This is a genomic window from Delftia sp. WSY_7, assembly GCF_043104845.1.
GTDB lineage: Bacteria > Pseudomonadota > Gammaproteobacteria > Burkholderiales > Burkholderiaceae_C > Comamonas > Comamonas tsuruhatensis.
This window is the reverse complement of sequence record NZ_JBICLB010000033.1, coordinates 101,244-127,853: the sequence shown is the minus strand read 5'-3', so window position 1 is coordinate 127,853 and position 26,610 is coordinate 101,244. Positions and strand designations below refer to the sequence as shown.

Sequence of the window (26,610 nt, the reverse complement as noted above, 5' to 3'; positions counted from 1 at the left end):
TGAGAGGGAGCACGGGGTGCGGCGCCTCCGTGCAAAGGCCGCCCCGGAGCGCAGGGGGCGGCCAGAAACCAGGTCAGCGCGGCTTGGCCACGGCGCCTGGCAGGGCGCTGGAAGGCTCAGCGCAGCTGCCCGAGGGTTGGCTTGATGCCCGGCGGCGCACGAACTGGTAGGCAATGGCCAGCAGTGCAAACCAGGCCGGCGTCACCACCAGCGCCTGGCGCGTGTCGGCCTGCAGGGTGAGCAGGCCCAGGATGGCCGCAAAGAACACCAGGCAGGCCCAGCACATGGCCACGCCGCCGGGCATCTTGTAGCGCGAAGCCTCATGCAGGGCCGCGCGCTGGCGCCGGTAGGCGATATAGGACAGCAGGATCAGCGACCACACGAACATGAACAGGATGGCCGATACCGTGGTCACCAGCGTGAAGGCTTCCACCAGATCGGGCACCACCCACATCAGAAACGCGCCGGCCAGCAGGCAGGTGCAGGAAAACAGCAGCCCGCGCGAGGGCACGCTGCTGCGCGACAGCCGGTGGAAGGACTTGGGCGCATCGCCCTTGAGCGCCAGGCCATAGAGCATGCGGCTGGTGGAGAACACGCCGCTGTTGGCCGACGAGGCGGCCGAGGTCAGCACCACGAAATTGATCACGCCCGCGGCGGCCGGCAGGCCTGCGAGCACGAACAGCTCCACGAACGGGCTCTTGCCCGGCACCACGTCGCGCCAGGGGGTGACGGCCATGATGGCGATCAGGGCCAGCACGTAGAACACGATGATGCGCACGGGAATGGAGTTGATGGCGCGCGGCAGCGTGCGCTCGGGGTCCTTGGCCTCGGCCGCCGTGGTGCCCACCAGCTCGATGCCCACGAAGGCGAACACCGCGATCTGGAAGCCCGCGAAAAAGCCCATCATCCCGTTGGGGAACATGCCGCCGTCGTTCCAGAGGTTGGACAGGCTGGCCGCACGCCCCGCAGGCGAGACGAAGGCGGCACCCACCATGTACAGCCCCGTTGCCACCAGGGCCACGATGGCCACGATCTTGATCATGGCGAACCAGAACTCGATCTCGCCGAACAGCTTCACCGTCAGCAGGTTCAGGCCCAGCAGCAGGCCCACGCAGGCAATGGCCGGGGCCCACTGGGGCAGGCCGGGGAACCAGAACTGCGAGTAGGCCGAGATGGCGATCACGTCGGCAATGCCCGTGACGATCCAGCAGAACCAGTACGTCCAGCCCGTGAAGAAGCCCGCCCAGGGCCCCAGCAGATCGGCCGAGAAATCGATGAAGGATCGGTACTGCAGGTTGGACAGCAGCAGCTCGCCCATGGCCCGCATCACGAAGAACAGCATCACGCCGATGATGGCGTAGACGAAGACGATGGACGGACCCGCCAGGCTGATGGTCTTGCCCGAGCCCATGAACAGGCCCGTGCCGATGGCACCGCCGATGGCGATGAGCTGGATGTGGCGGTTGGTGAGATTGCGCTGCAGGTCGTCTTGACCGTGCAGGCCCTGGCCGGCTGGCGGGGCCTTGTGTGTCATCAGAGAACTCCGGGGAAGACTGGCAAAGCGATGGCAGAAAGGGGGAAATCCGCCTGCCGCGGCCGTGTTTTCAGTCTCTGCATGGAGTCCATGCCTGGAAATGCGGCAGCGCAGCAAAACGGAACGAAGGCCGCGAGGATACCTGAACCTCGCCCCCGCATCAGCCCTGCCGCGCCGTGCCGCTCCAGTCAATGAAGCGGGTTTGATATGGGTGGATCAGCCGCGCGCCAGGCGCCGGGCGTTGGCCACTGCGGTGCGGTGCACGGGCGCCATGCCCTTGCCCACCACGCCCCACATGGCGTTGCTCCATTGCGAGGCCTGCGATGCCAGTGCACCCCCATTCCAGGTGGAGGCGCTCCAGGGCATCCACCACATGCGCATCCAGGCCTGCATCAGGGCCTGGCTGGCGACCATGGACTGCAGGCCCATGGCGGCCCAGGATTGGTGGAAGGCTGTCTGTTTCTCGGACACCATGCGCGTGAATTCGCGCCGGTCCCGTGCGGAGGGATTGGCCCCGGCCAGCGCCATGCGGGTGAGCCTGTGCGCCACCACCTGCGGCGCGGCAATGGCCAGATCGGTGGCCTGACGGGCCACCGAAGCTGCCTTGGAAGATTTGCGGTTTGCCATGTGCGCTCCTGAAGCTCTGGATCCATTTGCCGGATCTACTTGCCAGATCCACTTGCCGGTTCCACTTTAGCCAGATGCATGCCGGTCCGCGTAGGCCGATGACGCAATGCAGCAAAAACGCGTTTATCGCGGCTGGGGCCGGGGTGCCGGCGCGGCTCCGTCCTGCGTGACCTCAGATACCAGGGCGCGCCACCAGCGCTCGCCTGCATGGGGGGCGGCCAGGTCCACGCGCTCGCCCATCATGGGCGTGGCCACGGCAATGCCGTGCTCGGCGCCCAGGGCCAGCACGCGCTCGAAGGGGTCCCACCAGGCATGCATGGCCAGGCTGAAGGTGCCGTTGTGAATGGGCAGCAGCCAGCGTCCGCCCAGGTCGCGGTGGGCCTGCACGGTCTGGGCCGGGTGCATGTGGACATAGGGCCAGTGCGGGTCGTAGGCGCCGGTCTCCATCAGCGTGAGGTCGAAGGGGCCGAAGCGCCGGCCGATTTCCGCAAAGCCGTCGAAATAGCCGCCGTCACCGCTGAAGAAGACACGCAGCGTGTCGGCGCTTGCCAGGTCCTCGATGACCCAGGACGCCCACAGCGTGCGGTTGCCGTCGCGCAGGCCCCGGCCCGAGAAATGCTGGGCCGGAGTGGCCGTGAAGCGCAGGCCGTCCACCTGCACGTCCTGCCACCAGTCGAACTGGCGCACCTTCTCGGGGGCCACGCCCCAGGCCATGAGCCGGTCGCCCACGCCCAGCGTGCACAGGAAGAAGTCGACCCGGGGCGCCAGGGCGCGGATGGTGGCACGGTCCAGATGGTCGTAGTGGTCGTGCGAGAGCACCACGCCGCGCAGCGCGGGCAGCTCATGCAGGGCGATGGGCGGCGCATGAAAGCGCTTGGGGCCGATGAAGGAAAAGGGCGAGGCGCGCTCGGCAAACACCGGGTCGGTGATCCACCAGCCGCCGCGCAGTTTCATCAGCAGCGTGGAGTGGCCCAGGCGGTACAGGCTGCGCTCGGGCGCGGCGGCCAGGTCGGCCGGGGTGAGCCGCTGCACGGGCAGGGGCGCCGCAGGCTCGGTGTCCTTTGGCTTGTTGAAGAAGAAGTCCCACATCACCTTGGCGTCGGGCTGGGGGGCATTGGCCGGGCGGGGATGGATGTTGCGAAAGCGCCCGGCCGACGATTGGGGCGATTGGGAGTAGTCGGCAATCGGGGCGCGGAAGATGCGGGTTGTTTTCACGGTGCTCCGTCGGTGTTCAGGCCGCCGCCATCATGGAACCGATGGCGCAGCCCTGTCGAGATGGTGGTCTTGGCGGCCCCGTTCAAGGCGCCTTGCGTGTCGTCATGTAAACAAAAAAGGAGCTGCCCCTGCAGGCAGCTCCTTGTGGTGATGGCCCGGAGGCTGGTCATCAATGGGCGCCGGCCGCCTCGGCACCGCCGGCATGGCCCGCAGGGCGCCTGGTCATCCAGATCAGCACGATCAGCACCAGGAACAGCACGGACGACGCCAGGAAGATGTCGTCGGCGGCGCGCGTGTAGGCCTGCTGGTCCACCAGCCGGTTGATCTGGGCCAGCGCCTGCGCTTGGCTCAGGCCTGCGGCCTGCAGCCCCTGCAGGGTGACGCCGAACACGCCCTGGCCCTGGACCAGCCCTTCTGTCAGATGGGCGTGGTGCAGCGCGGCGCGGTTTTCCCATAGCGTGGTGGCGATGGAGGTGCCCATGGCGCCCGCCGTGATCCGCACGAAGTTGCTCAGGCCGGCGGCGGCCGGGATACGGTCCGGCGAGATGCCCGACAACGTGATCGTGGTCAGCGGAATGAAGAAGAAGGCCATGGCCGCGCCCTGGATCAGCGTGGGCACCAGGATGTGCATGAAGTCGGTCTCCACCGTGAAGCGCGAGCGCATCCACAGCACCAGGGCGAACACGATGAAGGCGCCCGTGGCCATCCTGCGCGGGTCCCACTGCGTGACCTTGCGGCCCACCAGCGGCGTCAGGATGATGGCGAAGATGCCCACCGGCGCCAGTGCCATGCCGGCCGTGGTGGAGGTGTAGCCCATCCACTGCTGCAGCCACAGGGGCAGCAGCACCACGTTGCCGAAGAACAGGCCGTAGGCAATCGACAGCGCCACCGTGCCGGCCGCGAAATTGCGGCGCATGAACAGGCGCAGGTCCACCACCGGGTGCGCATCCGTCAGCTCCCAGACCAGGAAGACCACGAAACTCACGATGGCCAGCACGCACAGCGTGACGATCTCGCCCGAGGCGAACCAGTCCAGCTCCTTGCCCTTGTCCAGCATCAGCTGCAGCGCGCCCACCCACAGCACCAGCAGGGCCAGGCCCACGGAGTCGATGGGCAGCTTGCGCGTGGGGGTCTCGCGGCTGCGGTAGATGCTCCAGGTCATCAGGGCCGACAGCAGGCCCACGGGCACGTTGATGTAGAAGATCCAGGGCCAGGAGATGTTGTCCGTGATCCAGCCCCCCAGCAGCGGCCCGACCACGGGCGCCACCAGGGTGGTCATCCCCCAAAGCGCCAGCGCCACCCCGGCCTTGGCCGGCGGGTAGCTGGACAGCAGCAGTGTCTGAGACAGCGGGATCATGGGCCCGGCGACCAGGCCCTGGAGCACGCGGAACAGCACCAGCATCTCCAGCGACGAGGCAAAGCCGCACAGCCAGGAGGTCAGCACGAACAGCAGCACGCTCATGGTGAACAGGCGCACGGCGCCGAAGCGCTGCGTGAGCCAGCCCGTGAGCGGCACCGAGATGGCGTTGGCCACGCCAAAGCTGGTGATCACCCATGTGCCCTGGCTGGGGCTGACGCCCACGTCGCCCGAGATCGCCGGAATGGCGACGTTGGCGATGGACGAGTCCAGCACGTTCATGAAGGTGGCCAGCGACAGGGCCAGCGTGCCCAGGGCCAGCTGGGCGCCCTTGAGCGGTGCGGGCCGTGCGGGCATGGCAGGCGGTGCCGAGGGTGGCGCGGCAGGCGGCACGGTCGGCCCACCCGGCTGCGCCGGCTCCGGCACGGCGGTGGTAGAGGAAGTCATAGGCAGTCCGCGTAGGTTCTGGGAAGGCGGGGAAGCGATGCCTGCTTACTTGGACTGCGTGGCCTGCGCGTCAACCGGCGCGGAGGCCACTGCGGCTGGCGCCTTGCCCTGTGACCTGTCTTGCGCATCGGCCATGGCAACGGGTGGCAGCTCGGGCAACTGCTTGAGCGGTGCCACGTTCTGGCCCGCCACGATGTGGGCAATGCGCTCCTCGGCCTGCGGCAGCGCCATGTCGTATACGGAGGTCTGGGCCACGGGTGCGTTGCGCGTGGTCGTTGCCAGCACCTCGCCCTGCTGGTCTCGCACGTCCACCTTGACTTCCATGGACAGGCCCACGCGCAGCGGGTGCTGTGCCAGGTCTTCCGGCGCCAGCGCAATGCGCACGGGCACGCGCTGCACCACCTTGATCCAGTTGCCGGTGGCGTTCTGCGCGGGCAGCAGCGAGAAGGCCGCGCCCGTGCCGGCACCCATGCCCACCACGGTGCCGTGGTAGCTGATCTTGTCGCCGTACACATCGGCCGTCAGCTCGGTCTTCTGGCCTATGCGCAGCTGGGCCAGCTGGCTTTCCTTGAAGTTGGCATCCACCCAGAGGTTGTGCAGGCCCACCACGGTCATCAGCGGCGCGCCCGAGGCCACGCGCTGGCCCAGCTGCACGCCGCGCTTGGCCACATAGCCTTCCACGGGCGAGACCAGGCGCGTGCGCTGCAGCGCCAGATAGGCCTCGCGCACCTTGGCGGAGGCGGCGATCACGCTGGGGTGCTCTTCGGCGCTGCTGCCCTTGGTCTGGGCTTCGGCAGCCGTCAGCTGCGCCTTGGCGGCGCGCACGGCGGCTTCGGCTGCCGAGGCGGCATTGCCTGCCGTGCGGGCCAGGGACTGGGCGTGGTCGAACTCTTCCTTGCCCACGGCGCCCGTGGCCAGCAGCGGGCGGCGGCGGTCCACGTCCTCGCGGGCGCGGGCGGCGTCGGCCTGCAGGCGGGCCAGGTCGGCCTCGCGCTGGGCCACCTGGGCGACCAGGGGGGCATTGTTGGCGTACAGCGTGCGCACCTGGCGCACGGTCTGGGCCAGTTGCGACTCGGCCTGGGACAGGGCGACCAGGGCATCGGCCGAGTCCAGCTGCACCAGCAGCTGGCCGGGCTTGACGTAGTCGGTGTCGTCGGCGCCGATGCTGATCACCGTGCCGCCGACCTGCGGCGTGATCTGCACCACGTTGCCCGCCACATAGGCGTTGTCCGTGGTCTGGTAGTTGCGGGCCACCATCCAGTGCCAGCCGCCCCAGGCGACGGCGGCCACCGCGACGGCGGCGGCGATGAGGGTCAGGCCCTTGCGGCGGCCCTGCGGATTGGCCACGGGCGAGGCTGCGGCCGGTGCGGCGGCAGGGCTGGGTGCTTGCTTGTTGGTGTCGGTCATGGTGTTCGGCGCTTTGTTATCTGTGAATGTGGTTGTGCGGCCGGGGCAGGGGGCTGGCGGTCTGTCACGCTGGCTGGCGGTCTGCCCGGTGGAGGGTCAAGAGTGCGGTGGGTTCCTGTGCGGGTTGCGATCTCAGTGCTGGCTGACCTGCACGGCATCCGTGCCATCGGTCCAGCCGCCGCCCAGGGCCTTCATCAGCGACACGCGCGTGTCCAGCGCGCGGGCACGCAGGTCCACGTCCAGGCGGCGCTGGGTGATCACCTGGGTCTCGGTGTTGAGCACCGTCACCTGGCTGGCCAGGCCGGCCTTGTAGCGCTGCACGGCAAAGTCGTAGGCGCGTTCGGCCTTCTCCAGCGACTCGGCCTGCAGCTGCTGTTGGCGCACCAGCGATTGCACGGAAGTGATGGCATCGCCCGCTTCCTTGACCGCATCGAGCACCACGCCGTTGTACTGGGCAATGGCGGTGTCCAGATCGGCCTGCGTGCCGCGCAATTGGGCGCGCAGGCGCTTGCCGTCGAACAGGGGCAGGCGCAGCGCGGGCGTCACGCCCATCTGGCGCGAGCTGCCCTTGAACAGGTTGTCCAGCCCGACGGCATTGAGGCCGATAAAGGCCGTCAGGTTGATATCGGGATAGAAATCCGCCCGCGCGCTCTCTATGCCCTGCGTTGCCGACTCCACGCGCCAGCGTGCGGCCACCACGTCGGGGCGGCGGCCCAGCAGGTCTGCGCCCAACTGGCCGGGCATGGCCTGGATCTGCAGCGCGGCCAGACGGGGCGCCAGCTGCAGCTGCGCCTCGGGCGCCTGGCCGCAGAGCACGGCGATGGTGCGGCGCGCCAGCGTGATCTGCTCGTCCAGCATCTCGATCTGCGTGCCGGCATCGGGCAGGCCGGCCTGGGCCTGGGTCAGCTCCACCTGGCTGTCCAGCCCGGCGCGCGTGCGCTGCTGGCTCAGCTCCAGCAGCGACTGGCGCTGCGTCAGCGTGCGGCCGGCCACCTCCTTCTGGGCAATCAGCCGGGCCAGCGCCACATAGCTGCGCGCCACCTGGGCGGCCAGCTGGTTGGCAGCGGCGGCGCTGTCGGCCTGGGCGGCACGGGCCTCGCCCAGGGCGGCCTGCAGGTCGGCGGCATGGCGGCCAAAGAAATCCGGCGTCCAGCTCAGGCCGGCCTGCAGGTTGCCGGTGTTGTAGGTATGGCCGGCAATGGGTGCGGGCACCAGACCGTTGGCGCTGTAGTGCTGGCGCGTGGCGTCGACGCCGAGCGTGCCGCGCACATCGGTGGCCGTGCTGGTGGCCGTGGCCAGGGCGGCAGCCTTGTCGAAGCGGGCGCGGCTCATGGCCAGGCTGGGGCTGCCCTGCAGCGCCTGGGCGATCAGGCCGTCCAGCTGGGCATCGCCCAGGGACTTCCACCAATCGGCGGCGGGCAGGCTGGTATTGGCGCCTGTCTCGGACTGGGCCGTCAGACCCAGGTCGGAGGCGCCCAGCCGGGCCAGCGGCTCATGGGCCGGGCCCTGGGAAGCACAACCGGCCAGGGCCAGCGCGGCGCACAGGGTGGCCGCTGCGGCGGCCACGGAAACAGAGGATTTGGGCATGGTGGTCTGCCTGTTGGGGGTCAAGAATCAGGAAATCGGAAACCGGGGCGGAAAAAGGGGGCTGGCGCTGTCAGGCCGCGGGCGCTGTGCCCGGGGGCGCAGCCTCCGGCGCGCGCATCGCATCGCCGTTGGCCAGCAGGCGGCGCAGCATGTCCAGCAACTGGCGGGACTCGTCATGGCTGAAGCCGGCCATATGGGCATTCATCACGCTGGACAGCACCTGCGGCACCTTGGCCGCCATGGCGCGGCCTTCATCAGTCAGCACCAGCTTGACCACGCGCCGGTCCACCGTGGAGCGCTCGCGCCGCAGCATGCCCTTGGATTCGAGCCGGTCCAGCGCCCGCGTGATGGAGGCCGGATCCAGCCCCAGGTCACGTGCCATGCCGGCATTCGTGGCGTCGCTGCACAGCAGCAGCTTGTACAGCGGCAGCCACTGCACATAGGTCAGCTCATGCTCGGCCAACTGCGCATCGGCCTGCTGGAGGATGGAGCTGAGCACCTTGCGCATGAGGAACCCCACGCTCTCGAAGGGCGTGTAGCTGCCAGGGCTGTAGAAGTCCGAGGGCTGCAGGCCGTTGGGCAGGGGTGGCTGGGTCATGGTGTCTTGCAAGTGAAATGATTGACTGCGCAATGATTGTTGCGGCAATTATTGCAGAAACACCGGTTGACCGTGTGACGCGAGGGTGCCGGGGACAAGGGAAGGGTTATCGGGGGCATGCAGTCGTTATAGCGGTGGAGACCTTGTTGCGGAGCACGGGGGACAGGCTCTCTCATTGCGGAGCGTGGCTATCGGAGCGATGCACTCCTTCCACGGGAAGACGGCAGTAGTTCTCTTTAAAGTGAAGTTTCGGGAACTCTGTCGCTGTTGGTGTGGTGATGGAGTGCAGATGCTCTGTAAGATGAGCGCGAACCAGAGCATTCGCTCAACTTCCGGCTGGCGCGGCATAGGAAAATCACAGTGCTTGATTGGATCGCGTTGATCCCGATTTATTGACTTTGTTTATTGTTTTTGGGGGATTAGTGAAAATTTCGTCGTTCGTCAAGATTTCCGTGTTTTTTCTGTGTTTTCTGACATTTATTCACTCGGTGTCTGCAGCAGTTCCTCGTAGCTTCTTTTATAGAGGATGGTTGAATAATCTGGGCGCTGCAAAAGACTATTCGACCCCTGAGGGTTACTGCGCCGACTATGCGGCAATGCGAGCCGGAGATCCACTGGATGACTACAACTTCATAAATCATAAAGTGATCGAGGTTGGTGATACGGCTGAGTGCTGGGGCTGGGTTCGTTCAAAAAGGGGGAGTGATATATATAATCAATATACTTATGTGGGAATGAGTATTATTAGATTTTGTCCTGAAAATTCCAAAAGTAATATTTATGGAACCTGCGATTGTAACTACGGAAGCATTGAGCTGAATAACCGTTGTGAAGCTGCTTCGGTTGATATGGGGCGCATGTGTCGCATCAGTGGATACAGAACCCCGTATCCTGTTATTTTGCCGATTGCTCAAAAGTACATGAACGAGGTTGATTACTTTGATGCAGGGGTGAATCCGCTATCCATCGAGAGGACCTACCTGCATCGCCGGCGGCAGAATGAATCGCTGATGGGGGCGGGATGGTCTCATTCCTACGCGGTAAGACTTGAGCATGTAAAGAATTCGCAAGGCATTTCGAAAAAGGCCCAAATTAACTTTGGTGATGGCAGCTATCTTTGGTTTGATTGGGTCAATGGGGCGTGGGTGGCAAGAAATGGATCAAGTAGTCTGACGCAGGTGGGTCATGGCTGGATTTTGAATGATTTGCAGAATGGAGATATAAGAAATTTTGATGAATCAGGAAAGCTTCTAAGGCATGAGCGGCGAAATGGCTGGTTTATTGAGTATGAGTATGATGCAGGCGATAGAATCGCCGAAGTACGCAATGGCTTTGGTAGAAGGCTCAACTTTGTTTATGGCTCACAGGGCAAGCTCCAGGATATCGACGTCGATGGCGTGCGCGAAGTTGGATTTGAGTATGATGCCATGGGTAATTTGCAGAAGGTAATTTACAAAGATGGATCAACGATAGGCTATAAATATGAGGACCTTAGATATCCTCATTTTTTGACCGGTGTTACTGACGAAAATAATAATAGATTGTCCACATTTAAATACAATGCAGATGGGCAAGTGATAGACACTGAGCGTGCGAATGGGGTGGCTAAATATCAAATTGGATATCCTTCGCAAGATTATGGGGAAACTCAGGTGATAGATCCGTTGGGGCGTCAACGTTTCTATAGGTATAAAAATGCTTTTGGTGTTCTGGAAGTCACTTCCAGTAGTGCGCCGGGTGTGAGTGGGGAACTAGATGCTGCCAGTCGTATTCAAGGCTCTTCTGGATTGCGTGAATCGGAGACTGATTTCAAGGGTGCCAAGAAAACATTTGGCTGGGATCATGGGCGACGCCTGCTGACGAGTGTGACAGAGGCGGTAGGAACGCCTCAGGAACGTACTGCCAACATGGAATGGCATCCTCAATGGAGCTTGCCTTCGAGAATAGTTGAGTCGGGGCGCCAGGCCAGCTACACCTACGACGCGAAGGGACGTCTATTGAGTTTGGCCGTCGGAGATGTGGGTGCAGCCGACAACTCTGCTCCAGGCTGGCAGTGGTCTTATGCTGCGTCTGGCCTGGTGGCCTCGGAAATCGCCCCTAACGGTGCCACCTCCAGCTTTGCCTACGATGGTTTTGGGAATCTTTCGAGCACGAAAAATGCTTTAGGGCATTTGGATCATTTTATTCATGGGGCTGGAGGTCGACTGCAATCGCATACTGCCACTACGGGGCTGGCTAGCAGTTTTGAGTATGATTTGCGCGGGCGCCTCATTCGTCTGCAACGTGATGGTGAAGTATCGCTGTATAGGTATCTTCCGTCCGGACAAATGCAAGGTTTGACCGCTTCCAATGGGCATCAGGTCAGCTATATATATGACAATGCCCAACGCTTGATTGGCTGGAATGATAATCGCGGTAACTCTGCTTCATACATCCTGGATAATATGGGAAATCGCTTGGATGAAATTGTTCGAGATGCCGGAAATCAACCAGCGTGGGTGGTGAAACGCACCATCAATAGTCTCAACCGTATTCAACGCCTCACTATCGGCGAAGTGGCGACAGAATTTGGCTATGACGCCAATGGCGACCTGATCAGCAGTGTACGGCCGGCCAACGGGTCAAGCCGTGGCACCAGCATAGGTCTTGACCCCTTGCGGCGAGTCGGCGCTATCACCAACGAAGACAACGCCAGCGCATCGCTGTCATACAACGCCCTGGACGCAGTCACATCCGCCCAGGACTTCAAAGGCGTCACCACCACCTACACCCGAGACGCCCTGGGCAACGCCAAGGCCGAAGCCACCCCCGACGCCGGCAACATCACCGCTACCTATGACGCCCTGGGCCTGATCGCGACCGCCAAGGACGCCGCAGGCCGCACCCTGACCGTGCAGCGCGACGCCCTGGGCCGTCCCACCCAGCTCCAGTACGGCAGCACCACAACCTCCACGCTGCGCTATGACCTGGCCGGCACCACCTACAACGGCCCCGGCGCCCCCAAGGCCAGCACGGGCCACCTCAGCGAAATCCAGGACCCCGGCGTCACCACCCAGTACCAGCGCGACATCCTGGGCCGGGTGCTGCGCAAGAGCCAGATCCTTGCCAATGGCGACACCAAGTCGCTGATCCACTCCTATGTACCTGCCGGGCAGGGCGGAGGCGGAGAACTGCAAAGCATCACCTACCCCAGCGGCAGGCAGGCCACCTACCTGTATGACAGCACAGGCCAGATCACGGGCCTGCAGTGGAACGGCCAGCCCCTGGTCACCGGCCCGGCCTGGAGCCCGCTGGGGCAGCCCACGGCCTGGCGATGGACGGGCTTTGCGCAGCAGCCCGGCGCCACGGCCACCCTGGCCGAGCAGCGCAGCTACAACACGGCAGGCCAACTGGCCAGCAGCCAACTGCTGAACCTGACCTGGGATGCTGCGGGCCGCATCAGCCTGATCCAGCAGCAGCACATGCTGCCGGGTACGGCCGCAGCCCAGCAGGCCAAGCTGTCCAGCGCCTTCAGCTATGACGCCGTGGGACGCCTGACGGCCAGCGCGCACAGCGCCCCTGCGGGCCTGGCACTGCCCACTGGCTGGAGCCTGGCCGACACCATCGAGCTCAGCGCCTCCGGCTATGCCTGGGATGGCAATGGCAATCGCACGGAGGTGCACTACACCAACGCCTTGGCATCGGGCACCTCCACGCTCAAGCGCAACTACCAGACTGCGGCGGGCACTAACCGCCTGCAAAGCTATGCCCAGACGCTGCAGCGCCCGGGCAGCGTGGCGCAGAACAGCAACGTGACCTTCAGCTACGACGCTGCGGGCGCCCTGGTCAAGAAGGGAGACAACCACCTGCACTACGGCGCAGATGGCCGCATCGCCAAGGCCGGCGAATACGCGGACGCTGCCGACGCAAGAGCCGTCAGCTACGTCTACAACGCCCTGGGCCAGCGCGTGTTCAAAAGCGATGCGCGCGGCGCAGGTCAACCGACCACGCTGCAGACCCTGTACGCCGAAGACGGCATAGGCAGCACCGTGCTGGGCCAGTACGCCAACCAACGCAGCGCCAACAGCGCAGCTCCGGCAGGCCAGAGCGACAGCACGGAAATCATCTACCTGCCCACGGCCAGCGGCCCCATGCCCATTGCGGCAGAAATCAACGGCCGCCTGTACGCCATCCACACGGACCACCTGAACACCCCCAGGCGGCTGACCAACCAGCAGGGACAGGTGGCCTGGCAATGGCTGATCTCGGGGTTCGGGGAAGTGCGTCCCACCACGGGCGACCGTGGCTACGGCCAGACGGTCAGCGGCCCCAGCTATGCGCAGGCGGTGAAGTTCGACCTGCGGTATCCGGGGCAGGTGTTTGATGAAGAGACGGGGCTGTCGTACAACCTGCACAGGTACTACGATGCGGCGACGGGTCGGTATATGCAGGCGGACCCGATCGGGTTGGAGGGTGGGTGGAATCGGTTTGGGTATGTGGGTGGAAATCCATTGAATTTCATTGACCCTAAGGGGCTTGAGGCTCAAATATGTACTTATCCTGGGTTTAATAACGACTGGCCTCATGTATTTACTTGTGTTAATGGTAATTGCGCTGGGTGGTATCCATCGGGGTATAGCGGGGCAAAACCAAAAGGGCCATGGGCAGCAATGATGAATAGCAATGGTGCGTATGTTGATGACAGCGATATTGTGGATAAAAGTTACTGTGGTAAAGTTGCTGGCTGTGATGAAAAATATATTGACCAATGTGTTCTGGATTGTAGGTCTGGTGGGAATAAGCCGAGTAAATATAATCTATTTAATGAAAATTGCATGAGCACTGCGCAGCAGTGTGTGCAGAAGTGCGTTGTTAATTCTTGTAAGGCAAAAATATGGAATTTTTTAAGATAATGAAATTACTGAATAAAAAATTCTATATGATTTTGTTGTTTTTTGTGGGGTTGATTTTCTCTGGTGCGATATTTATCTCTACGTACCCCTCTCCTAGAGATATTTTGGATAAAATCGAAGAATTTATTTCCAATCCGGAGCAATGTGCTTCAAGTAATTCAGATTTCTCAAAAGCCGCAAAATCTATTGCTTGGGATAGTGAAGCAATGATCATTGTCGAAGAGGTAAATGCAATGCCAAAAAAGATGGTTTATTCGATGCGTTATCGTAAAAGTGGCGTGAAAATAGCGGACTTGATGTATAGATTAGATGCAGGATGTGCAGGTATTACCTTGGTACCTGCGGCTCGAGTGGATTAGTCACACGCAGCATCTGAACATGCCCCTGCAGCAGGGTAGCCGGCTGATCTCGGGATTTGACGAAGTGCGGCCCACCACGGGCGCCCGTGGCTACGGCCGAACCGTCAGGGCCCCAGCTATGCGCAGGCGGTGAAGTTCGACCTGCGGTATCCGGGGCAGGTGTTTGATGAAGAGACGGGGCTGTCGTACAACCTGCACAGGTACTACGATGCGGCGACGGGTCGGTATATGCAGGCGGACCCGATCGGGTTGGAGGGTGGGTGGAATCGGTTTGGGTATGTGAGTGGAAATCCATTGAATTTCATTGATCCCGAAGGATTGGTATTTCTTGACCTAACGACGTTTGAAGGTGCAAAGCACAAAACCACTCTCGATCAAGCTGTGCAGGCAGGTGCGTGGACTAGGCTTGTCACCATGCCGGCAATAGCAGCTGCACTTTCACCTTCGACAGTAGGTTTGGCTGGTTCTGCCTTAACTCCCTCGTGTTCCTCTGCTGCGAACTGGTACATGCTAGGAGCTGACGCTGATGTTGCGTGGCTTAATCTCAGTCTTCGGGAGAAATTGCTTTATGAAATAGGTCAAAAAACCACGGCATCCTACGCGAAATACTCATCACTAGACCCAGTTGCTCGTGGTGCATCATTAGTTGCAGATATTGGATGGCGGCGGGCATTAACCCCTGAAATTGGAGGAATTGGTTTGGGACTTGGATCAACATTTGGTACGGGACCTACGCCTTTATTTAGATGGTTATTTCCAAGAATTATTGGTGGTGCAGGCTTGTCTTCGACGTTGACAAGTGATGGAGAGCAGTGCAGCTGCCGGAGGTGATTAGATGACGGGATTTACTATTTTCTATGGCTGTTTATATTTGTTTTTTGGAATTTGGATTTATAGAATATTTTCGCCTGCTTGGCCTTGGTGGGGTGCGAGTCTGATGGGGCTGATTTGTGTTGTTGCCTTGCATTTCTCTTTGGCTCTATTTGGGCATCTTTCGATGCTGCATCATCAATCAAAAAAGCGGAAAAAATTGGAGAAAGAAGAAAAATCATCAATTAACCCTGATTGAATCTTTCAAAAAAATCTGTAGCCTACGTCAGCTGCGATAGCCGTGGAGTACTCGAGTTGAATCTCCAACTTGGATACCGCCGCCCTTCGGGAACACGGCCGCTCCTCACCAACCAAGCCCTGTATGCCGAAGACGGCATAGGCAGCACCGTGCTGGGCCAGTACGCCAACCAGCGCAGCGCCAATAGCGCAGCGCCAGCAGGCCAGAGCGACAGCACGGAAATCATCTACCTGCCCACGGCCAGCGGCCCCATGCCTATTGCGGCAGAGATCAACGGGCGCCTGTACGCCATTCACACGGACCACCTGAACACCCCCAGGCGCGTGACCAACCAGCAGGGGCAGGTGGCCTGGCAATGGCTGATCTCAGGGTTTGGCGAAGTGCGGCCCACCACGGGCGACCGTGGCTACGGCCAGACCGTCAGCGGCCCCAGCTATGCGCAGGCGGTGAAGTTCGACCTGCGGTATCCGGGGCAGGTGTTTGATGAAGAGACGGGGCTGTCGTACAACCTGCATCGGTACTACGATGCGACGACGGGAAGATACATCCAGGCGGACCCGATCGGGCTGGAGGGTGGGTGGAATCGGTTTGGGTATGTAGCTAACAACCCGCTAAACGACGTGGACCCGCAAGGCCTGCACCCCGTGCTGGCAAGAATGCAAGGCCTGTACTACCGGTACGGTCCGGCGATCACGGAGTTCATTGCCGGGGCGTCGGGGGTCAACGGGGCGTTGGCATCGCCTGCGGCGATCAGCCCGCTGGTGGCGCAGATTCCGACGGGTGTTTCTAGGATGCTGCCGATTGCGCGGGGGATCTCTGGGGGTGTGGAGTCGGGGGCGTTTTGTGCAGCAAAAGGTGGAATACAAGAAACTGCCAAGATTGGAGACTTATTCGCAACTCATGGACAGACAATGAGTAATAGGCAGTTAGATAGATTGATTAAAGATATTCGGGTTAATGGAATATCTAATCCGTTGGTGGTGACTGCGCATGATGGGCGGTTGTATATTCTGGATGGTCATCATCGAGCGTTGGCGGCTCCTAGGGCTGGAGTTTTAGATGTTCCGATAAAAAGGGTGGATTTGCCATACGGTGCTTACAGAGGACCCGCAGATCTTGAATTCACATGGGGAGGTTATTAAAAATGGAACTAAGAAAAATCAATGAAATCATCATTTCTAGTAGAAATATTTTATTTAATAATAGGGTGAATGATACAGTTATTTCTTCATTGGAAGAGGTGTTGAGCTGCTGGCGAGAAATTGAGGTGGATAGTTCGCGTAATATATTGAAATACTGCATTGGTGAGGCTTTGCAGCAGATTAAACAATCTAAATTAACTAGTGCTGGGCGTGTGTTGAATTTAATTCATAACTTGCCTTTGTCATTGGAGGGTTTAAATAATTGGGATTTGGACTATTTTATCTCTATGGAACTGCCGAATTTTCTAGAGCATTTTGAAGAAATACATAATTCCAGAGATATCTCTCTTTATGTGTTTCAACAAATTTCCAATCAGTATTTCAACAGTGCTTTATTGAATAGATAGAATTCTTCTCTGAAAATCGATTGGATTTTAATGCTTGGCCAAGCCGCAGGAGCAGGAGCAGGAGCAGGAGCAGGAGCAGGAGCAGGTGCAGGTGGCTTGGCAATGGCTGATCTCAGGCTTTGGTGAAGTGCGGCCCACCACGGGCGCCTGGGGCTAAGGCCAGACGGTCAGCGGCTTCAGCTATGCGCAGACGACTAGGTTCGACCTGCGGTATCCGAGCTTTGACCGTTACAACAACTATCGTGCCTTGCCAAAAACGACCAGCACAACCGCTGCCCTCGTTTCGACTTGGGCAATGGTGTTCTTCATGATGCGGATGGCAGTGTCTTCATTGAAGCCTCCAGATCCGCAACCGATGAGGGGAAAGGCTACGGATTTGAAGCCGTGATCGTTGACAAGTTGCAGGGCCGAGTGGATGGACCTCTCAATGGAGAGTTCTGACGCCCTCCAAAGAAGATTGATGCCCGCCACGTGGATGATGCCTTTGAAAGGCAGTCTGCCGGCAGATGTCAGTACGGCATCGCCCAGAGGAATGGGGCCGGCCCGCGCAACCTCCAGGAATGGCTGCAGTCCCCCCTTGCGCTTGATTGCGCTGGACACGCCTTGGGGGATCAACAGCCACCAGGGAATGATGTTTCTATTCCATGAGTTGACGATGACTTCAACGTCCTGGTCCAGAAGGTCGCCGTTGACTATGCGGATATTCATTGAGTGAGGGGCGATGCTCGCAGGTGCGGAAACTGCACAGTATCTCGCGCCTCGCGTCACCCCAACGCTCACTTGTCTTGAGCCACCGCATGCCCTTTCTCCAGTCTGGTCACGGCCTCGCGGTAAGCCGGACTGGCACGCAGCTGCTGGTAACGCTCCAGGCCGCGCTGGTATTCGGTGGAGCGGACATCGATCTCGCGGTCCGAGACATAGGTGAGTCCGGCGCGGTGCCACATTTCCAGGTCGGCCAGCACCTGGGCGCGGCTGAGGTCGGTGGGGGCAGCAGTGGAGGAGGGCGCTGCGTCCTGGGCGAGGGCGGTGCCGGCCAGGCCCAGGCTGAGGGCGGCGAGGGCGATGAAGCGGGTGAAGTCGGAAGTGCGCATGGGGAACCTTTCAGGTGAAGCGAAGTGATGAGGGCTTCATGGTCCCGCTGCCGCCCTGGCCGGTACAGCCGTTTGCGACGCACTGCAGCATGGCGGGAGCCAATGGCTGTTGGGATTCGTGAAATGTCAGGAGGGCAGGCGCGGCCATCCGAGGAGCGCCGCCAGCCATGGAAATGCTTTGATCAGCCTGTGTGCGGCAGATTATTTCCGGTTGCTCCAATAAATCGGCATAAACATCTGTGAAATGGCTGGTGGAAGCATGAATCGGCAGCAAATTCCAGCGGCACAGGCCGACAATCGCCGCTCTCCATGTCTTCATCCATTCCACTTTCCCCCGCTGCCGTTTCGGCAGATTCCGTCTCCCGCAGTTCCGAGGCCTTTCGCGGCTTCAGGGATGCGATTCCCGTGATGCTGGGCTTCGTGCCCTTTGCCCTGGTGCTGGGCGCGCAGGCCGTGCAAAAGGGGCTGGCACCGCTGGAAGTTCCTCTCATGACCGGGATGAACTTCGGCGGCGGCTCGGAGTTCACGGCCATACGGCTGTGGACTTCGCCGCCGCATGTGCTGCTGATCGTCGCCATGTCCTTCCTGGTCAATTGCCGGCACATCCTGATGGGGGCGGCGCTGGCGCCGTATCTGCGCCATCTGCCCAGGCGCCGTGCGCTGCCGGCCCTGTTCTTCATGTGCGACGAAAGCTGGGCGCTGGCCCTGGCAGACGCGCAGCGCAGTGCCGCCCGGCGCGTGAGCCTGCCTTACTACATGGGCGTGTCGGCAGGCCTGTACATGGCCTGGGTGTCGTGCACGGCGGCCGGTGCCTTTCTGGGGCCGCGCATTGGCGACCTGGAGCAGTACGGCTTCGACATGGCGTTCACCGCCGTGTTTCTGGTGCTGCTGCGCGGCATGTGGAAGGGCGTCAGGCCTTGCCGGCCCTGGCTGGTGAGCCTGCTGACGGCGGCCCTGGTCTACAAGCTGGTGCCTGGCGCCTGGTATGTGGCGGCCGGCGCCGTTTCGGGCCTGGTCTGCGCGGCCTTGCTGGCGCCCAGGAGCTGAGCGATGGAAGCCACAACCTTGCTGACGCTGGTGCTCATGGCGTGCAGCACGTATTTCACGCGGGTGATCGGCTACCTGCTGCTGCGCGGGCGCACGCTGAGCCCGCGCATGCAGTACGTGATGGAAAGCCTGCCGGGCTGCGTGCTGATCTCGGTGATCGCCCCGGCGTTTGTGTCCGAGCGTCCGGCCGATCTGCTGGCCCTGGTGGTGACGCTGGTGGCGGCCAGCCGGCTGCCCATTCTGCCGACGGTGCTGATCGGCATTGCGTCGGCGGGTGCGCTGCGGCACTGGCTGGGGTGATGGCGGCCGGGGGTGGGGCGTTTTGGGCCTTCAGTTCGCCCGCCAGTGGTCGATATATGGGGCATGCAAGTCTCATCCTCCACCTCGGCTTCCGCCTCGGGAGCCGCTTCATCTTCCGGCGGCAATGACATCGCTGCGTTGCAGCGCAAGCTCAAGGAGCTGCAGCAGGCGCTCAAAGAAGTGGCCTCCGAGAACATCGACGCCAAGGCCAAGCAACAGAAGTCCAAGCTGCTGCAGACGCAGATCATGATGGTGCAAAACCAGATCGAGGCGCTGATGCGCGCCAGGCAGCAGGCCCAGATCGACAAGCAGCGCGAGCAGCAGCAGGCCGCCGAGAACCCATCGCAATCCCCATCGAAGGGCGGCAAGGCGCCCGGGCTGGGCGGCGTGGTCGACGTCTACGTCTGATCCAGTGAGATGGCCCGTGTTTTCACGGGCCGTTTTTCAAGGCATTCAATGTAACTTACATGAGAATGCTGTTCGGACTTTGAGAGGGTTGGCTCTGCAACACGGATGGGGAAGGGGGCTTGCCTGCGGGGCGGTAGCCGCGAGCGTCGCAACTCCTATGGAACTTATTGATTTTTGACTCTCAAGAAACCGGCGGTTGCTACCGATAAGGCAAGCAATGTGACTGCCTGGATGCGATAGCGATGGCCTATACCGATGGCGTCACGGGGACAGAGGGATCTGCGATGAAAAAACTCGGCGATGTGCGTATCGGTACCCGGCTTACCGGTGTTTTTCTTGTTCTGCTGATCTGCCTGATGGCCGTGGGCGCCGTCGGCGCAAGGGCGCTGGGCCATGTGTTCTCGGGCACGCAGACCATGTACCAGGACCGCGTGGTTCCGCTCAAGCAGCTCAAGCAGATTGCGGACGCCTACGCCGTCAACGTCATAGATACGGTCAACAAGGCGAATGCCGGCCTGATCACGGCGCAGGAGGCAGCGGCTAGCATTTCCGGCACGCTGCCCGCGATCGACGCGGCCTGGCGCAGCTATTCGTCCACACAGCTGACCTCGCAGGAGGCCGTGCTGGCCAGCCAGGCGCAGGCGCTGTTCGCACCTGCCAACCAGAGCATCGACCGGCTGCTGCAGCGGCTCAAGACGCTGGATGGAAAAAGGGCCGGCAGCCTGGACGAGTTCGATGGCGCGCTGTATGCCAGCGTAGACCCCATCAGCGCCAAGATCGGCGAACTGGTGGAGCTGCAGCTCAAGGCATCCGAGGATGTGTATGCGGACTCCCGCCAGGTCCTGGCGCAGTCGCAGATGCTGATCTACGGCTTTGTCGCGGCCGCTGTCATCCTCGCAGTGGCGCTGGGCTATGTGGTCACGCGCTCCATCACCGTTCCCCTGAAGTCCGCCGTGGAGGTGGCCCGGCACATCGAGCAGGGCGATCTGGCTTCCGAGATCCAGGCCACGGGGCGCGACGAAGTCGGCGACCTGCTGCGCTCCATGAGTGCCATGCGCGAATCGCTGGCCAGCATCGTTGGCGATGTGCGGCGCGGGGTGGAGTCGGTGACCACGGCATCCAGCCAGATCGCCGCAGGCAACCAGGACCTGAGCAGCCGCACCGAACACCAGGCCTCCAGCCTGCAGGAGACGGCGGCCTCCATGGAGCAGCTGGCAGGCAATGTGGGCCAGAGTTCGGAGAATGCGCGGCAGGCCAGCGCCCTGGCCGTGCGCGCCAAGGAGGTGGCGGGCGTGGGCGGCGGCGCTGTCGCCAGGGTCGTGGGCACCATGGACGAAATCTCGGCCAGCAGCGGAAAGATTGCCGAGATCACGGGCGTCATCGATTCCATCGCCTTCCAGACGAACATCCTGGCGCTCAACGCAGCGGTCGAGGCCGCGCGGGCGGGCGAGCAGGGCAGGGGGTTTGCCGTGGTGGCCGGGGAAGTGCGCTCCCTGGCCCAGCGCAGCGCCGCAGCGGCGCGTGAAATCAAGGCGCTGATCACGGCCTCCACCGAGACGGTGCGAATGGGCGGCAACCAGGTCCGGGAAGCCGGCAAGGCCATGGACGCCATCGAATCCCAGGTGCGCGAGGTGGCGTCGTTGATCGAGGCCATCTCGGCCGCCAGCGTGGAGCAAAGCGGCGGCCTGGGACAGATCAGCGAGGCGGTCTCCCAGATGGACCAGGTCACGCAGCAAAACGCTGCCCTGGTGGAAGAGTCTGCCGCCGCAGCTGCCAGCCTGGAGCGACAGGCCCGCGTGCTGGCCCAGGCGGTGGCCACGTTCAGGATCAGCGAGTTCAAGGAGATCGGCATGGCGCCCGCCGGCAGGGCATTGGCCGCTGCCTGAAGCGGGCAAGGCAAGAGCGCGGACAGGGCGCTCTTGCCTTCTTTTTGATCAATTCAATGTAACTTACATAAATCAATTTTCAAATCAGAAATAAGGAAAGCCGCCGTTTCCGGCGGCGGCTTGTCAAGGGCTGGGGATCACCCCGCGCTGTTGCGGCCTTGCCAGCGCTCGGCGGGCTTGGTGTACATGGCGGCAATCTGCGATTCAAACCGCGCCATGAGGTTGTTGCGCTTGAGCTTGAGGGTGGGCGTCATCAGCCCGTTCTCAATGGTCCAGGGCTCCAGTTCCAGGTGCACGGCACGGGGGACCGCATAGCGGGCAAAGCTGGCCACCTGTTTCTCGATGCGGGCCAGCGCTTCACGCTCGGCGGCGGCGTGGTTCAGGCTCTTGGGATCTTCGGGATCCAGGCCCAGGCGATGGGCCATGGCCTGCCATTCACCACGCTCGATGACGGCCACGGCGGCGATGAAGGGGCGGTCTTCGCCCACGACAAAGGCCTGGGTGAAGAACGGGTCGCCGGTGATGGCCAGCTCCAGGTCGGCCGGTGGAATCTTCTCGCCGGTGGAGGTGACGATGATTTCCTTGATGCGGCCCTGGATGCGCACGCGCCCATCCTCGATCACGGCCTGGTCGCCGGTGCGCAGCCAGCCGTCGGCTGTGAAGGTCTTGGCGGTGTCTTCGGGGCGTTGCCAGTAGCCCCGCATCACGCAGGGCCCGCGCACCTGCAGTTCCCGATTTTCGCCAATGCGCACTTCCACGCCCGGCAGGGCGCGGCCCACGGTGGCCGGGTGGTTGTCCTCCAGCGTGTTGGCGCAGACCACGGGCGAGGTCTCGGTCATTCCGTAGCCCTGGATCAGCGGCAGGCCCAGGCCGAGAAAACAGCGCGCAATCGTGGGCGACAGCGGCGCGCCACCGCTCACGGCCACGCGCACACGCCCGCCAAACTGGGCCAGCAGCGGCTTGGCCACCAGATGGCTGAGCACGGGCCAGGGCAGCCATTGCATCCAGCCCGGCACGTCGGGCTGGGGCGCCTGCGCATCGGCAATGCCTTGTGTTTCACAAAAGCGTTGCCAGCCCCTGGCCTGGGCCAGTTCGAACAGCTGGGCCTTGAGCGGTGCGCGCGCCAGCGCCTCCATGACCTTGGCGTGCACGCGCTCGTAGATGCGCGGCACGGAGACCAGCACCGTGGGACGCTGGGTCTTGAGATCCTCGGCCAGCTGGGCCACGGAGCGCGCATAGGCCACGCAGGCGCCCACGGCCATCGCCAGGTAGTAGCCTGCCGTGCGCTCGAAGGTGTGCGACAGCGGCAGGAAGGACAGGAAAACATCATCGCTGCGCGGCAGCAGCCGCTGCATCACGGCCTGTACGTTGGAGACCACGTTGCGGTGCGTGAGCATCACGCCCTTGGGCTTGCCCGTGGTGCCCGAGGTGTAGACGACGGCGGCCAGGTCCTCGGCAGAGGGAGGCGGGGGCAGGGGGACTGCGCCGCCCTCAGCCAGCCATTGGGCCAGCGGTTGCACGGGGATCTGGCGCAGGGCCTCCAGTGCAGCGGCATCGCCTTCGGTGTCAGGCTCTGCGGCCCGGGAAGCCGGCTTGGCCGATGCCACGACCACCTTGCGCAGCGCGGGCAGGGCCTGGCCCGTGGCGCAGATCTTGTCCCAGGTGGATTGCTGTGCCACGAACAGCATGGACACCTGGGCATTGGCCAGGATGTAGGCAATGCTGCCTGCGTTGTCTATGGAATGCAGGGGCACCGGCACATGGCCGCAGCGCAGGCTGGCCAGGTCGATGGACATGGCATCCAGCCCGTTGGGCAAAAGAATGGCAATGCGCGAGCCCGGTGCCAGCTCCTGCGCGGCCAGGGCCTGCGCCCACAGGGCCACGCGCTCGCCGGTCTGCGCCCAGTTCAGGGACTTCCAGCTGCGCGCATCCTCGTCATAGGCCCGATAGGCCTCGCCTGCGGGCGTCTGCTGCACGCGCAGGGCCAGCATTTCCACCAGGGTGGCGGCCGTGGCCATGCTGGCATCGCCAGGCAGGCTCATGGCCAGGGAAGGGGCGCGGGCTGGATCTTGGATGCTCATGCGAAGAGGTGCGGACCGAAGTGGATGGTGCCGCTGATGATAGCTGCCGGTTACCGCAGGCCCCGGCGTCAGCTTCGGACATGTGCGGAGTTGGCGGCGAGGTTTATGCTGCACTGCAGCGTTCTCGGGCGATGCGCCTGAAGCGAACCAGGAGCCGCATGCCCGCCTACGTCGCCACTGTTGCCCAGCCAGCCAGGGTTCAGATGAACCCGAGTTCAGGACGCTGCAGCCAGACCGTTCCTGAAGTGCTGACGCATGGCCTGCGCGGCGGCCGCGCCATCGCGGCGCAGCAGGGCCTGCATGACGGTCTCGTGCTCGGCCAGCGAGTCCTCGATGCGGCCCTGCTTGAACAGCGATTTGTGGCGGTTGAGCTTCATGACCTTGCGCAGGTCGGCCACCAGCTGGTTGCGCCAGCGGTTGTCGGCGATCTGCAGCAGCTGCATGTGAAAGCTCTCGTTGAGCTCGAAGAAGCGGTCTGCATCGCGCATCTGCGCCTTGAGTTCCTCATGGGTCTGCTGCAGGGCGGCAAGTTCCTCATCGCTGCCCGATTCGGCCACGACCTGCACGGCATCGGATTCCAGCAGGCTCAGCAGGTGATAGACATCGGCAATGTCCTTGGACGACACCTCGGTCACATAGGCGCCACGGCGCACCTTCATGGTGACCAGGCCTTCGGCGGCCAGCACCTTCAGCGCCTCGCGCAGCGGGGTGCGGCTGATGCCGTATTCCTCGGCAATCTTCAGTTCGTCGATCCAGTCACCAGGCGCCAGTTCGTGCGCGAAGATGCGCAGGCGCAGCTTCTCTGCCACCTGTTCGTAGAGCGCGCGGGGAGTGAGGGTGTTTGTCGACATGTGGCCCGGATTGTATCGGCAAAGATATTTTGAATGAATAATTATGAATGATGTAAACTGCGGCAGCTCTGGGGCATGCCCTCAAGGGCACCTGTCATTCACGAGCCTGAGAACATGAGACAAGACCATCCGACAGCGCAGAACGGCCAGGAATTCGCAACTGCCGACCTGCAGAAATGGGCCCAGGCTGCCGCCAAGGCCGCTCCAGGGGGCGACATCCAGGCATTGCACTGGACCACGCCCGACGGCATCGACGTCAAGCCGCTGTACACGGCGGCCGACACGGCGGATCTGCCCCATACGGATAGCCTGCCAGGCTTCGAGCCCTACATCCGCGGCCCGCAGGCCACCATGTACGCGGGCCGGCCCTGGACCATTCGCCAGTACGCGGGCTTTTCCACGGCCGAGGAATCCAATGCCTTCTACCGCAAGGCGCTGGCCGCCGGCGGGCAGGGCGTGTCGGTGGCTTTCGACCTGGCCACGCACCGGGGCTACGACAGCGACCATCCGCGTGTCACGGGCGACGTGGGCAAGGCCGGCGTGGCCATCGATTCGGTCGAGGACATGAAGGTGCTGTTCGACCAGATCCCGCTGGACAAGATCAGCGTGTCCATGACCATGAACGGCGCCGTGCTGCCCGTGCTGGCCGGCTACGTGGTGGCGGCCGAGGAGCAGGGCGTGGCCCAGGACCAGCTGTCGGGGACCATACAGAACGACATCCTCAAGGAGTTCATGGTCCGCAACACCTATATCTACCCGCCCCAGCCGTCGATGCGCATCATCGGCGACATCATCGAGTACACGAGCAAGAACATGCCCAAGTTCAACTCGATCTCGATCTCGGGCTATCACATGCAGGAGGCGGGCGCCAACCAGGCGCTGGAACTGGCCTTCACGCTGGCCGACGGCAAGGAGTACGTGAAGACCGCCACGGCCAAGGGCATGGATGTGGACGATTTCGCGGGCCGGCTGTCCTTCTTCTGGGCCATCGGCATGAATTTCTACCTGGAGATCGCCAAGATGCGCGCGGCCCGCCTGCTGTGGTGCCGCATCATGAAGGGCTTCGGCGCCAAGAAGGCCAAGAGCCTGATGCTGCGCACGCACTGCCAGACTTCCGGCTGGTCGCTGACCGAGCAGGACCCCTACAACAACGTGGTGCGCACCACCATCGAGGCCATGGCCGCCGTCTTCGGCGGCACGCAGAGCCTGCACACCAACAGCTTTGACGAAGCCATCGCGCTGCCCACCGAGTTCTCGGCCCGCATTGCGCGCAACACGCAGCTGATCATCCAGGAAGAGACCCACATCACCAATGTGATCGACCCCTGGGCCGGCAGCTACATGATGGAAAAGCTGACCCAGGACATGGCCGACGCCGCCTGGAAGATCATCGAGGAGGTCGAGGCCATGGGCGGCATGACCGCCGCCGTGGATTCGGGCTGGGCCAAGCTCAAGATCGAGGCCGCCGCCGCCGAGAAGCAGGCGCGCATCGACTCGGGCAAGGACGTTATCGTCGGCGTCAACAAGTACAAGCTGGCCAAGGAAGACGCCATCGACATCCTCGAGGTGGACAACGTCAAGGTGCGCGACAGCCAGATCGCGCGCCTGAACCAGATCAAGGCCAGCCGCGATGCCGCCAAGGTCGAGGCCGCCCTTCAGGCCCTGACCCAGGCCGCCCAAAGCGGCGAGGGCAACCTGCTGGACCTGTCCATCCAGGCCGTGCGCCTGCGCGCCACGGTGGGCGAGGTCTCGGATGCGCTGGAGAAGGTTTTCGGGCGCCACCGCGCCGATACGCAAAAGGTGACCGGCGTGTATGCAGCAGCCTACGACTCGGCCGAGGGCTGGGAAAAGCTCAAGGTCGAAATCGACGCATCGTCCGAACAGCTGGGCCGCCGCCCGCGCGTGATGATCGCCAAGCTCGGCCAGGACGGCCATGACCGCGGCGCCAAGGTGGTGGCCACGGCCTTTGCCGACCTGGGCTTCGACGTGGACATGGGCCCGCTGTTCCAGACGCCCGAGGAATGCGCGCGCCAGGCCATCGAGAACGACGTGCACGCCGTGGGCGTGTCCACGCTGGCGGCAGGCCACAAGACCCTGGTGCCGGCCATCATCGAGGAACTGCGCCGCCAGGGCGCGGACGACATCATCGTCTTCGTGGGCGGCGTGATTCCCGCGCAGGACTACGACTTCCTCTACAACGCCGGCGTCAAGGGCGTCTATGGCCCGGGCACACCCATCCCGGCCAGCGCCAAGGACGTGCTCGAGCAGATCCGCCAGGCCAACAGCCTCTGAGCCCGCCGCAGTG

Annotated in this window: 24 protein-coding genes; 12 read left to right on the top strand and 12 right to left on the bottom strand. The window is 62.6% G+C overall.

Features of this window, described 5'->3' with window-relative positions:
• Positions 1–73: 73 nt before the first annotated feature.
• The 7 genes from cycA to ACF8ME_RS12685 all read right to left on the bottom strand — a co-directional run bounded on the left by cycA (position 74) and on the right by ACF8ME_RS12685 (position 8,772).
• Entirely contained in the window at positions 74–1,534 is a 1,461-nt protein-coding gene (gene cycA, locus ACF8ME_RS12715) for a D-serine/D-alanine/glycine transporter (RefSeq protein ID WP_209669319.1), read from the bottom strand.
• A 216-nt stretch (positions 1,535–1,750) separates the two neighbouring features.
• Positions 1,751–2,161: a polyhydroxyalkanoate granule-associated phasin gene (locus ACF8ME_RS12710; RefSeq protein WP_016453442.1), complete on the bottom strand. Its 411-nt coding sequence runs from the start codon at positions 2,159–2,161 to the stop codon at positions 1,751–1,753.
• Positions 2,162–2,284: 123 nt separating this feature from the next.
• Complete coding sequence (locus ACF8ME_RS12705; protein ID WP_016446038.1) at positions 2,285–3,376, bottom strand: MBL fold metallo-hydrolase; 1,092 nt, start codon at positions 3,374–3,376, stop codon at positions 2,285–2,287.
• 169 nt (positions 3,377–3,545) lie between these two features.
• Positions 3,546–5,180 carry a DHA2 family efflux MFS transporter permease subunit gene (locus ACF8ME_RS12700; protein WP_392416756.1) on the bottom strand — a complete coding sequence of 545 codons (1,635 nt, stop codon included), beginning with the start codon at positions 5,178–5,180 and terminating at the stop codon, positions 3,546–3,548.
• A 45-nt stretch (positions 5,181–5,225) separates the two neighbouring features.
• On the bottom strand, positions 5,226–6,587 hold the full coding sequence (locus ACF8ME_RS12695) for an efflux RND transporter periplasmic adaptor subunit (RefSeq protein ID WP_392416754.1): 1,362 nt from the start codon (positions 6,585–6,587) through the stop codon (positions 5,226–5,228).
• A 132-nt stretch (positions 6,588–6,719) separates the two neighbouring features.
• A complete protein-coding gene (locus tag ACF8ME_RS12690; protein ID WP_392416752.1) occupies positions 6,720–8,174 on the bottom strand; it encodes an efflux transporter outer membrane subunit in 1,455 nt (484 codons plus the stop codon).
• Between the two features lie 70 nt (positions 8,175–8,244).
• Complete coding sequence (locus ACF8ME_RS12685; protein ID WP_016446043.1) at positions 8,245–8,772, bottom strand: MarR family winged helix-turn-helix transcriptional regulator; 528 nt, start codon at positions 8,770–8,772, stop codon at positions 8,245–8,247.
• Positions 8,773–9,140: 368 nt separating this feature from the next.
• Here ACF8ME_RS12685 and ACF8ME_RS12680 point away from each other — a divergent pair, with 368 nt between their 5' ends.
• The 7 genes from ACF8ME_RS12680 to ACF8ME_RS12650 all read left to right on the top strand — a co-directional run bounded on the left by ACF8ME_RS12680 (position 9,141) and on the right by ACF8ME_RS12650 (position 16,798).
• Positions 9,141–13,664 (top strand): RHS repeat-associated core domain-containing protein, encoded by a 4,524-nt coding sequence (locus tag ACF8ME_RS12680; RefSeq protein WP_392416750.1) that lies wholly within the window; start codon positions 9,141–9,143, stop codon positions 13,662–13,664.
• Positions 13,664–14,023: a hypothetical protein gene (locus ACF8ME_RS12675; protein ID WP_198821434.1), complete on the top strand. Its 360-nt coding sequence runs from the start codon at positions 13,664–13,666 to the stop codon at positions 14,021–14,023. The genes ACF8ME_RS12680 and ACF8ME_RS12675 overlap by 1 nt, the downstream gene beginning before the upstream one ends.
• 129 nt (positions 14,024–14,152) lie before the next feature.
• Positions 14,153–14,854, top strand: coding sequence for an RHS repeat-associated core domain-containing protein (locus ACF8ME_RS12670; RefSeq protein ID WP_392416749.1), 702 nt, complete (start codon positions 14,153–14,155; stop codon positions 14,852–14,854).
• 4 nt (positions 14,855–14,858) lie between these two features.
• Complete coding sequence (locus ACF8ME_RS12665) at positions 14,859–15,092, top strand: hypothetical protein (protein WP_128422733.1); 234 nt, start codon at positions 14,859–14,861, stop codon at positions 15,090–15,092.
• 56 nt (positions 15,093–15,148) lie between these two features.
• Positions 15,149–16,234, top strand: coding sequence for an RHS repeat-associated core domain-containing protein (locus ACF8ME_RS12660; protein WP_392407170.1), 1,086 nt, complete (start codon positions 15,149–15,151; stop codon positions 16,232–16,234).
• Positions 16,235–16,236: 2 nt separating this feature from the next.
• Positions 16,237–16,641: a hypothetical protein gene (locus tag ACF8ME_RS12655; RefSeq protein WP_074932063.1), complete on the top strand. Its 405-nt coding sequence runs from the start codon at positions 16,237–16,239 to the stop codon at positions 16,639–16,641.
• A 34-nt stretch (positions 16,642–16,675) separates the two neighbouring features.
• Complete coding sequence (locus tag ACF8ME_RS12650; RefSeq protein ID WP_392416747.1) at positions 16,676–16,798, top strand: hypothetical protein; 123 nt, start codon at positions 16,676–16,678, stop codon at positions 16,796–16,798.
• Between the two features lie 80 nt (positions 16,799–16,878).
• Here ACF8ME_RS12650 and ACF8ME_RS12645 read toward each other — a convergent pair whose 3' ends face one another.
• From ACF8ME_RS12645 to ACF8ME_RS12635, 3 genes are all read right to left on the bottom strand, one after another.
• On the bottom strand, positions 16,879–17,349 hold the full coding sequence (locus tag ACF8ME_RS12645; RefSeq protein WP_392407171.1) for a macro domain-containing protein: 471 nt from the start codon (positions 17,347–17,349) through the stop codon (positions 16,879–16,881).
• Positions 17,350–17,417: 68 nt separating this feature from the next.
• Complete coding sequence (locus ACF8ME_RS12640) at positions 17,418–17,732, bottom strand: DUF4148 domain-containing protein (protein ID WP_392416745.1); 315 nt, start codon at positions 17,730–17,732, stop codon at positions 17,418–17,420.
• A gap of 10 nt (positions 17,733–17,742) precedes the next feature.
• The gene (locus ACF8ME_RS12635) at positions 17,743–18,051 is read right to left on the bottom strand and encodes a hypothetical protein (RefSeq protein ID WP_392416743.1); all 309 of its coding nucleotides are present in this window, start codon (positions 18,049–18,051) and stop codon (positions 17,743–17,745) included.
• Here ACF8ME_RS12635 and ACF8ME_RS12630 point away from each other — a divergent pair.
• The 4 genes from ACF8ME_RS12630 to ACF8ME_RS12615 all read left to right on the top strand — a co-directional run bounded on the left by ACF8ME_RS12630 (position 18,042) and on the right by ACF8ME_RS12615 (position 21,373).
• Positions 18,042–18,779 carry an AzlC family ABC transporter permease gene (locus ACF8ME_RS12630; RefSeq protein WP_013802443.1) on the top strand — a complete coding sequence of 246 codons (738 nt, stop codon included), beginning with the start codon at positions 18,042–18,044 and terminating at the stop codon, positions 18,777–18,779. The two genes, ACF8ME_RS12635 and ACF8ME_RS12630, sit on opposite strands and share 10 nt — an antisense overlap.
• A 3-nt stretch (positions 18,780–18,782) precedes the next feature.
• Positions 18,783–19,079: an AzlD family protein gene (locus ACF8ME_RS12625; RefSeq protein ID WP_012205574.1), complete on the top strand. Its 297-nt coding sequence runs from the start codon at positions 18,783–18,785 to the stop codon at positions 19,077–19,079.
• 63 nt (positions 19,080–19,142) lie between these two features.
• The gene (locus tag ACF8ME_RS12620; RefSeq protein ID WP_046238531.1) at positions 19,143–19,487 is read left to right on the top strand and encodes a FlxA-like family protein; all 345 of its coding nucleotides are present in this window, start codon (positions 19,143–19,145) and stop codon (positions 19,485–19,487) included.
• A gap of 284 nt (positions 19,488–19,771) precedes the next feature.
• Complete coding sequence (locus ACF8ME_RS12615) at positions 19,772–21,373, top strand: methyl-accepting chemotaxis protein (RefSeq protein ID WP_046238556.1); 1,602 nt, start codon at positions 19,772–19,774, stop codon at positions 21,371–21,373.
• A 137-nt stretch (positions 21,374–21,510) separates the two neighbouring features.
• Here ACF8ME_RS12615 and ACF8ME_RS12610 read toward each other — a convergent pair whose 3' ends face one another.
• Positions 21,511–23,454 carry an AMP-dependent synthetase/ligase gene (locus ACF8ME_RS12610; RefSeq protein WP_392416740.1) on the bottom strand — a complete coding sequence of 648 codons (1,944 nt, stop codon included), beginning with the start codon at positions 23,452–23,454 and terminating at the stop codon, positions 21,511–21,513.
• A 215-nt stretch (positions 23,455–23,669) separates the two neighbouring features.
• Positions 23,670–24,305 carry a GntR family transcriptional regulator gene (locus ACF8ME_RS12605; protein WP_016446050.1) on the bottom strand — a complete coding sequence of 212 codons (636 nt, stop codon included), beginning with the start codon at positions 24,303–24,305 and terminating at the stop codon, positions 23,670–23,672.
• Between the two features lie 114 nt (positions 24,306–24,419).
• Here ACF8ME_RS12605 and scpA point away from each other — a divergent pair, with 114 nt between their 5' ends.
• Positions 24,420–26,597, top strand: coding sequence for a methylmalonyl-CoA mutase (scpA, locus tag ACF8ME_RS12600; protein WP_047218660.1), 2,178 nt, complete (start codon positions 24,420–24,422; stop codon positions 26,595–26,597).
• The last annotated feature ends 13 nt before the right edge of the window (positions 26,598–26,610 follow it).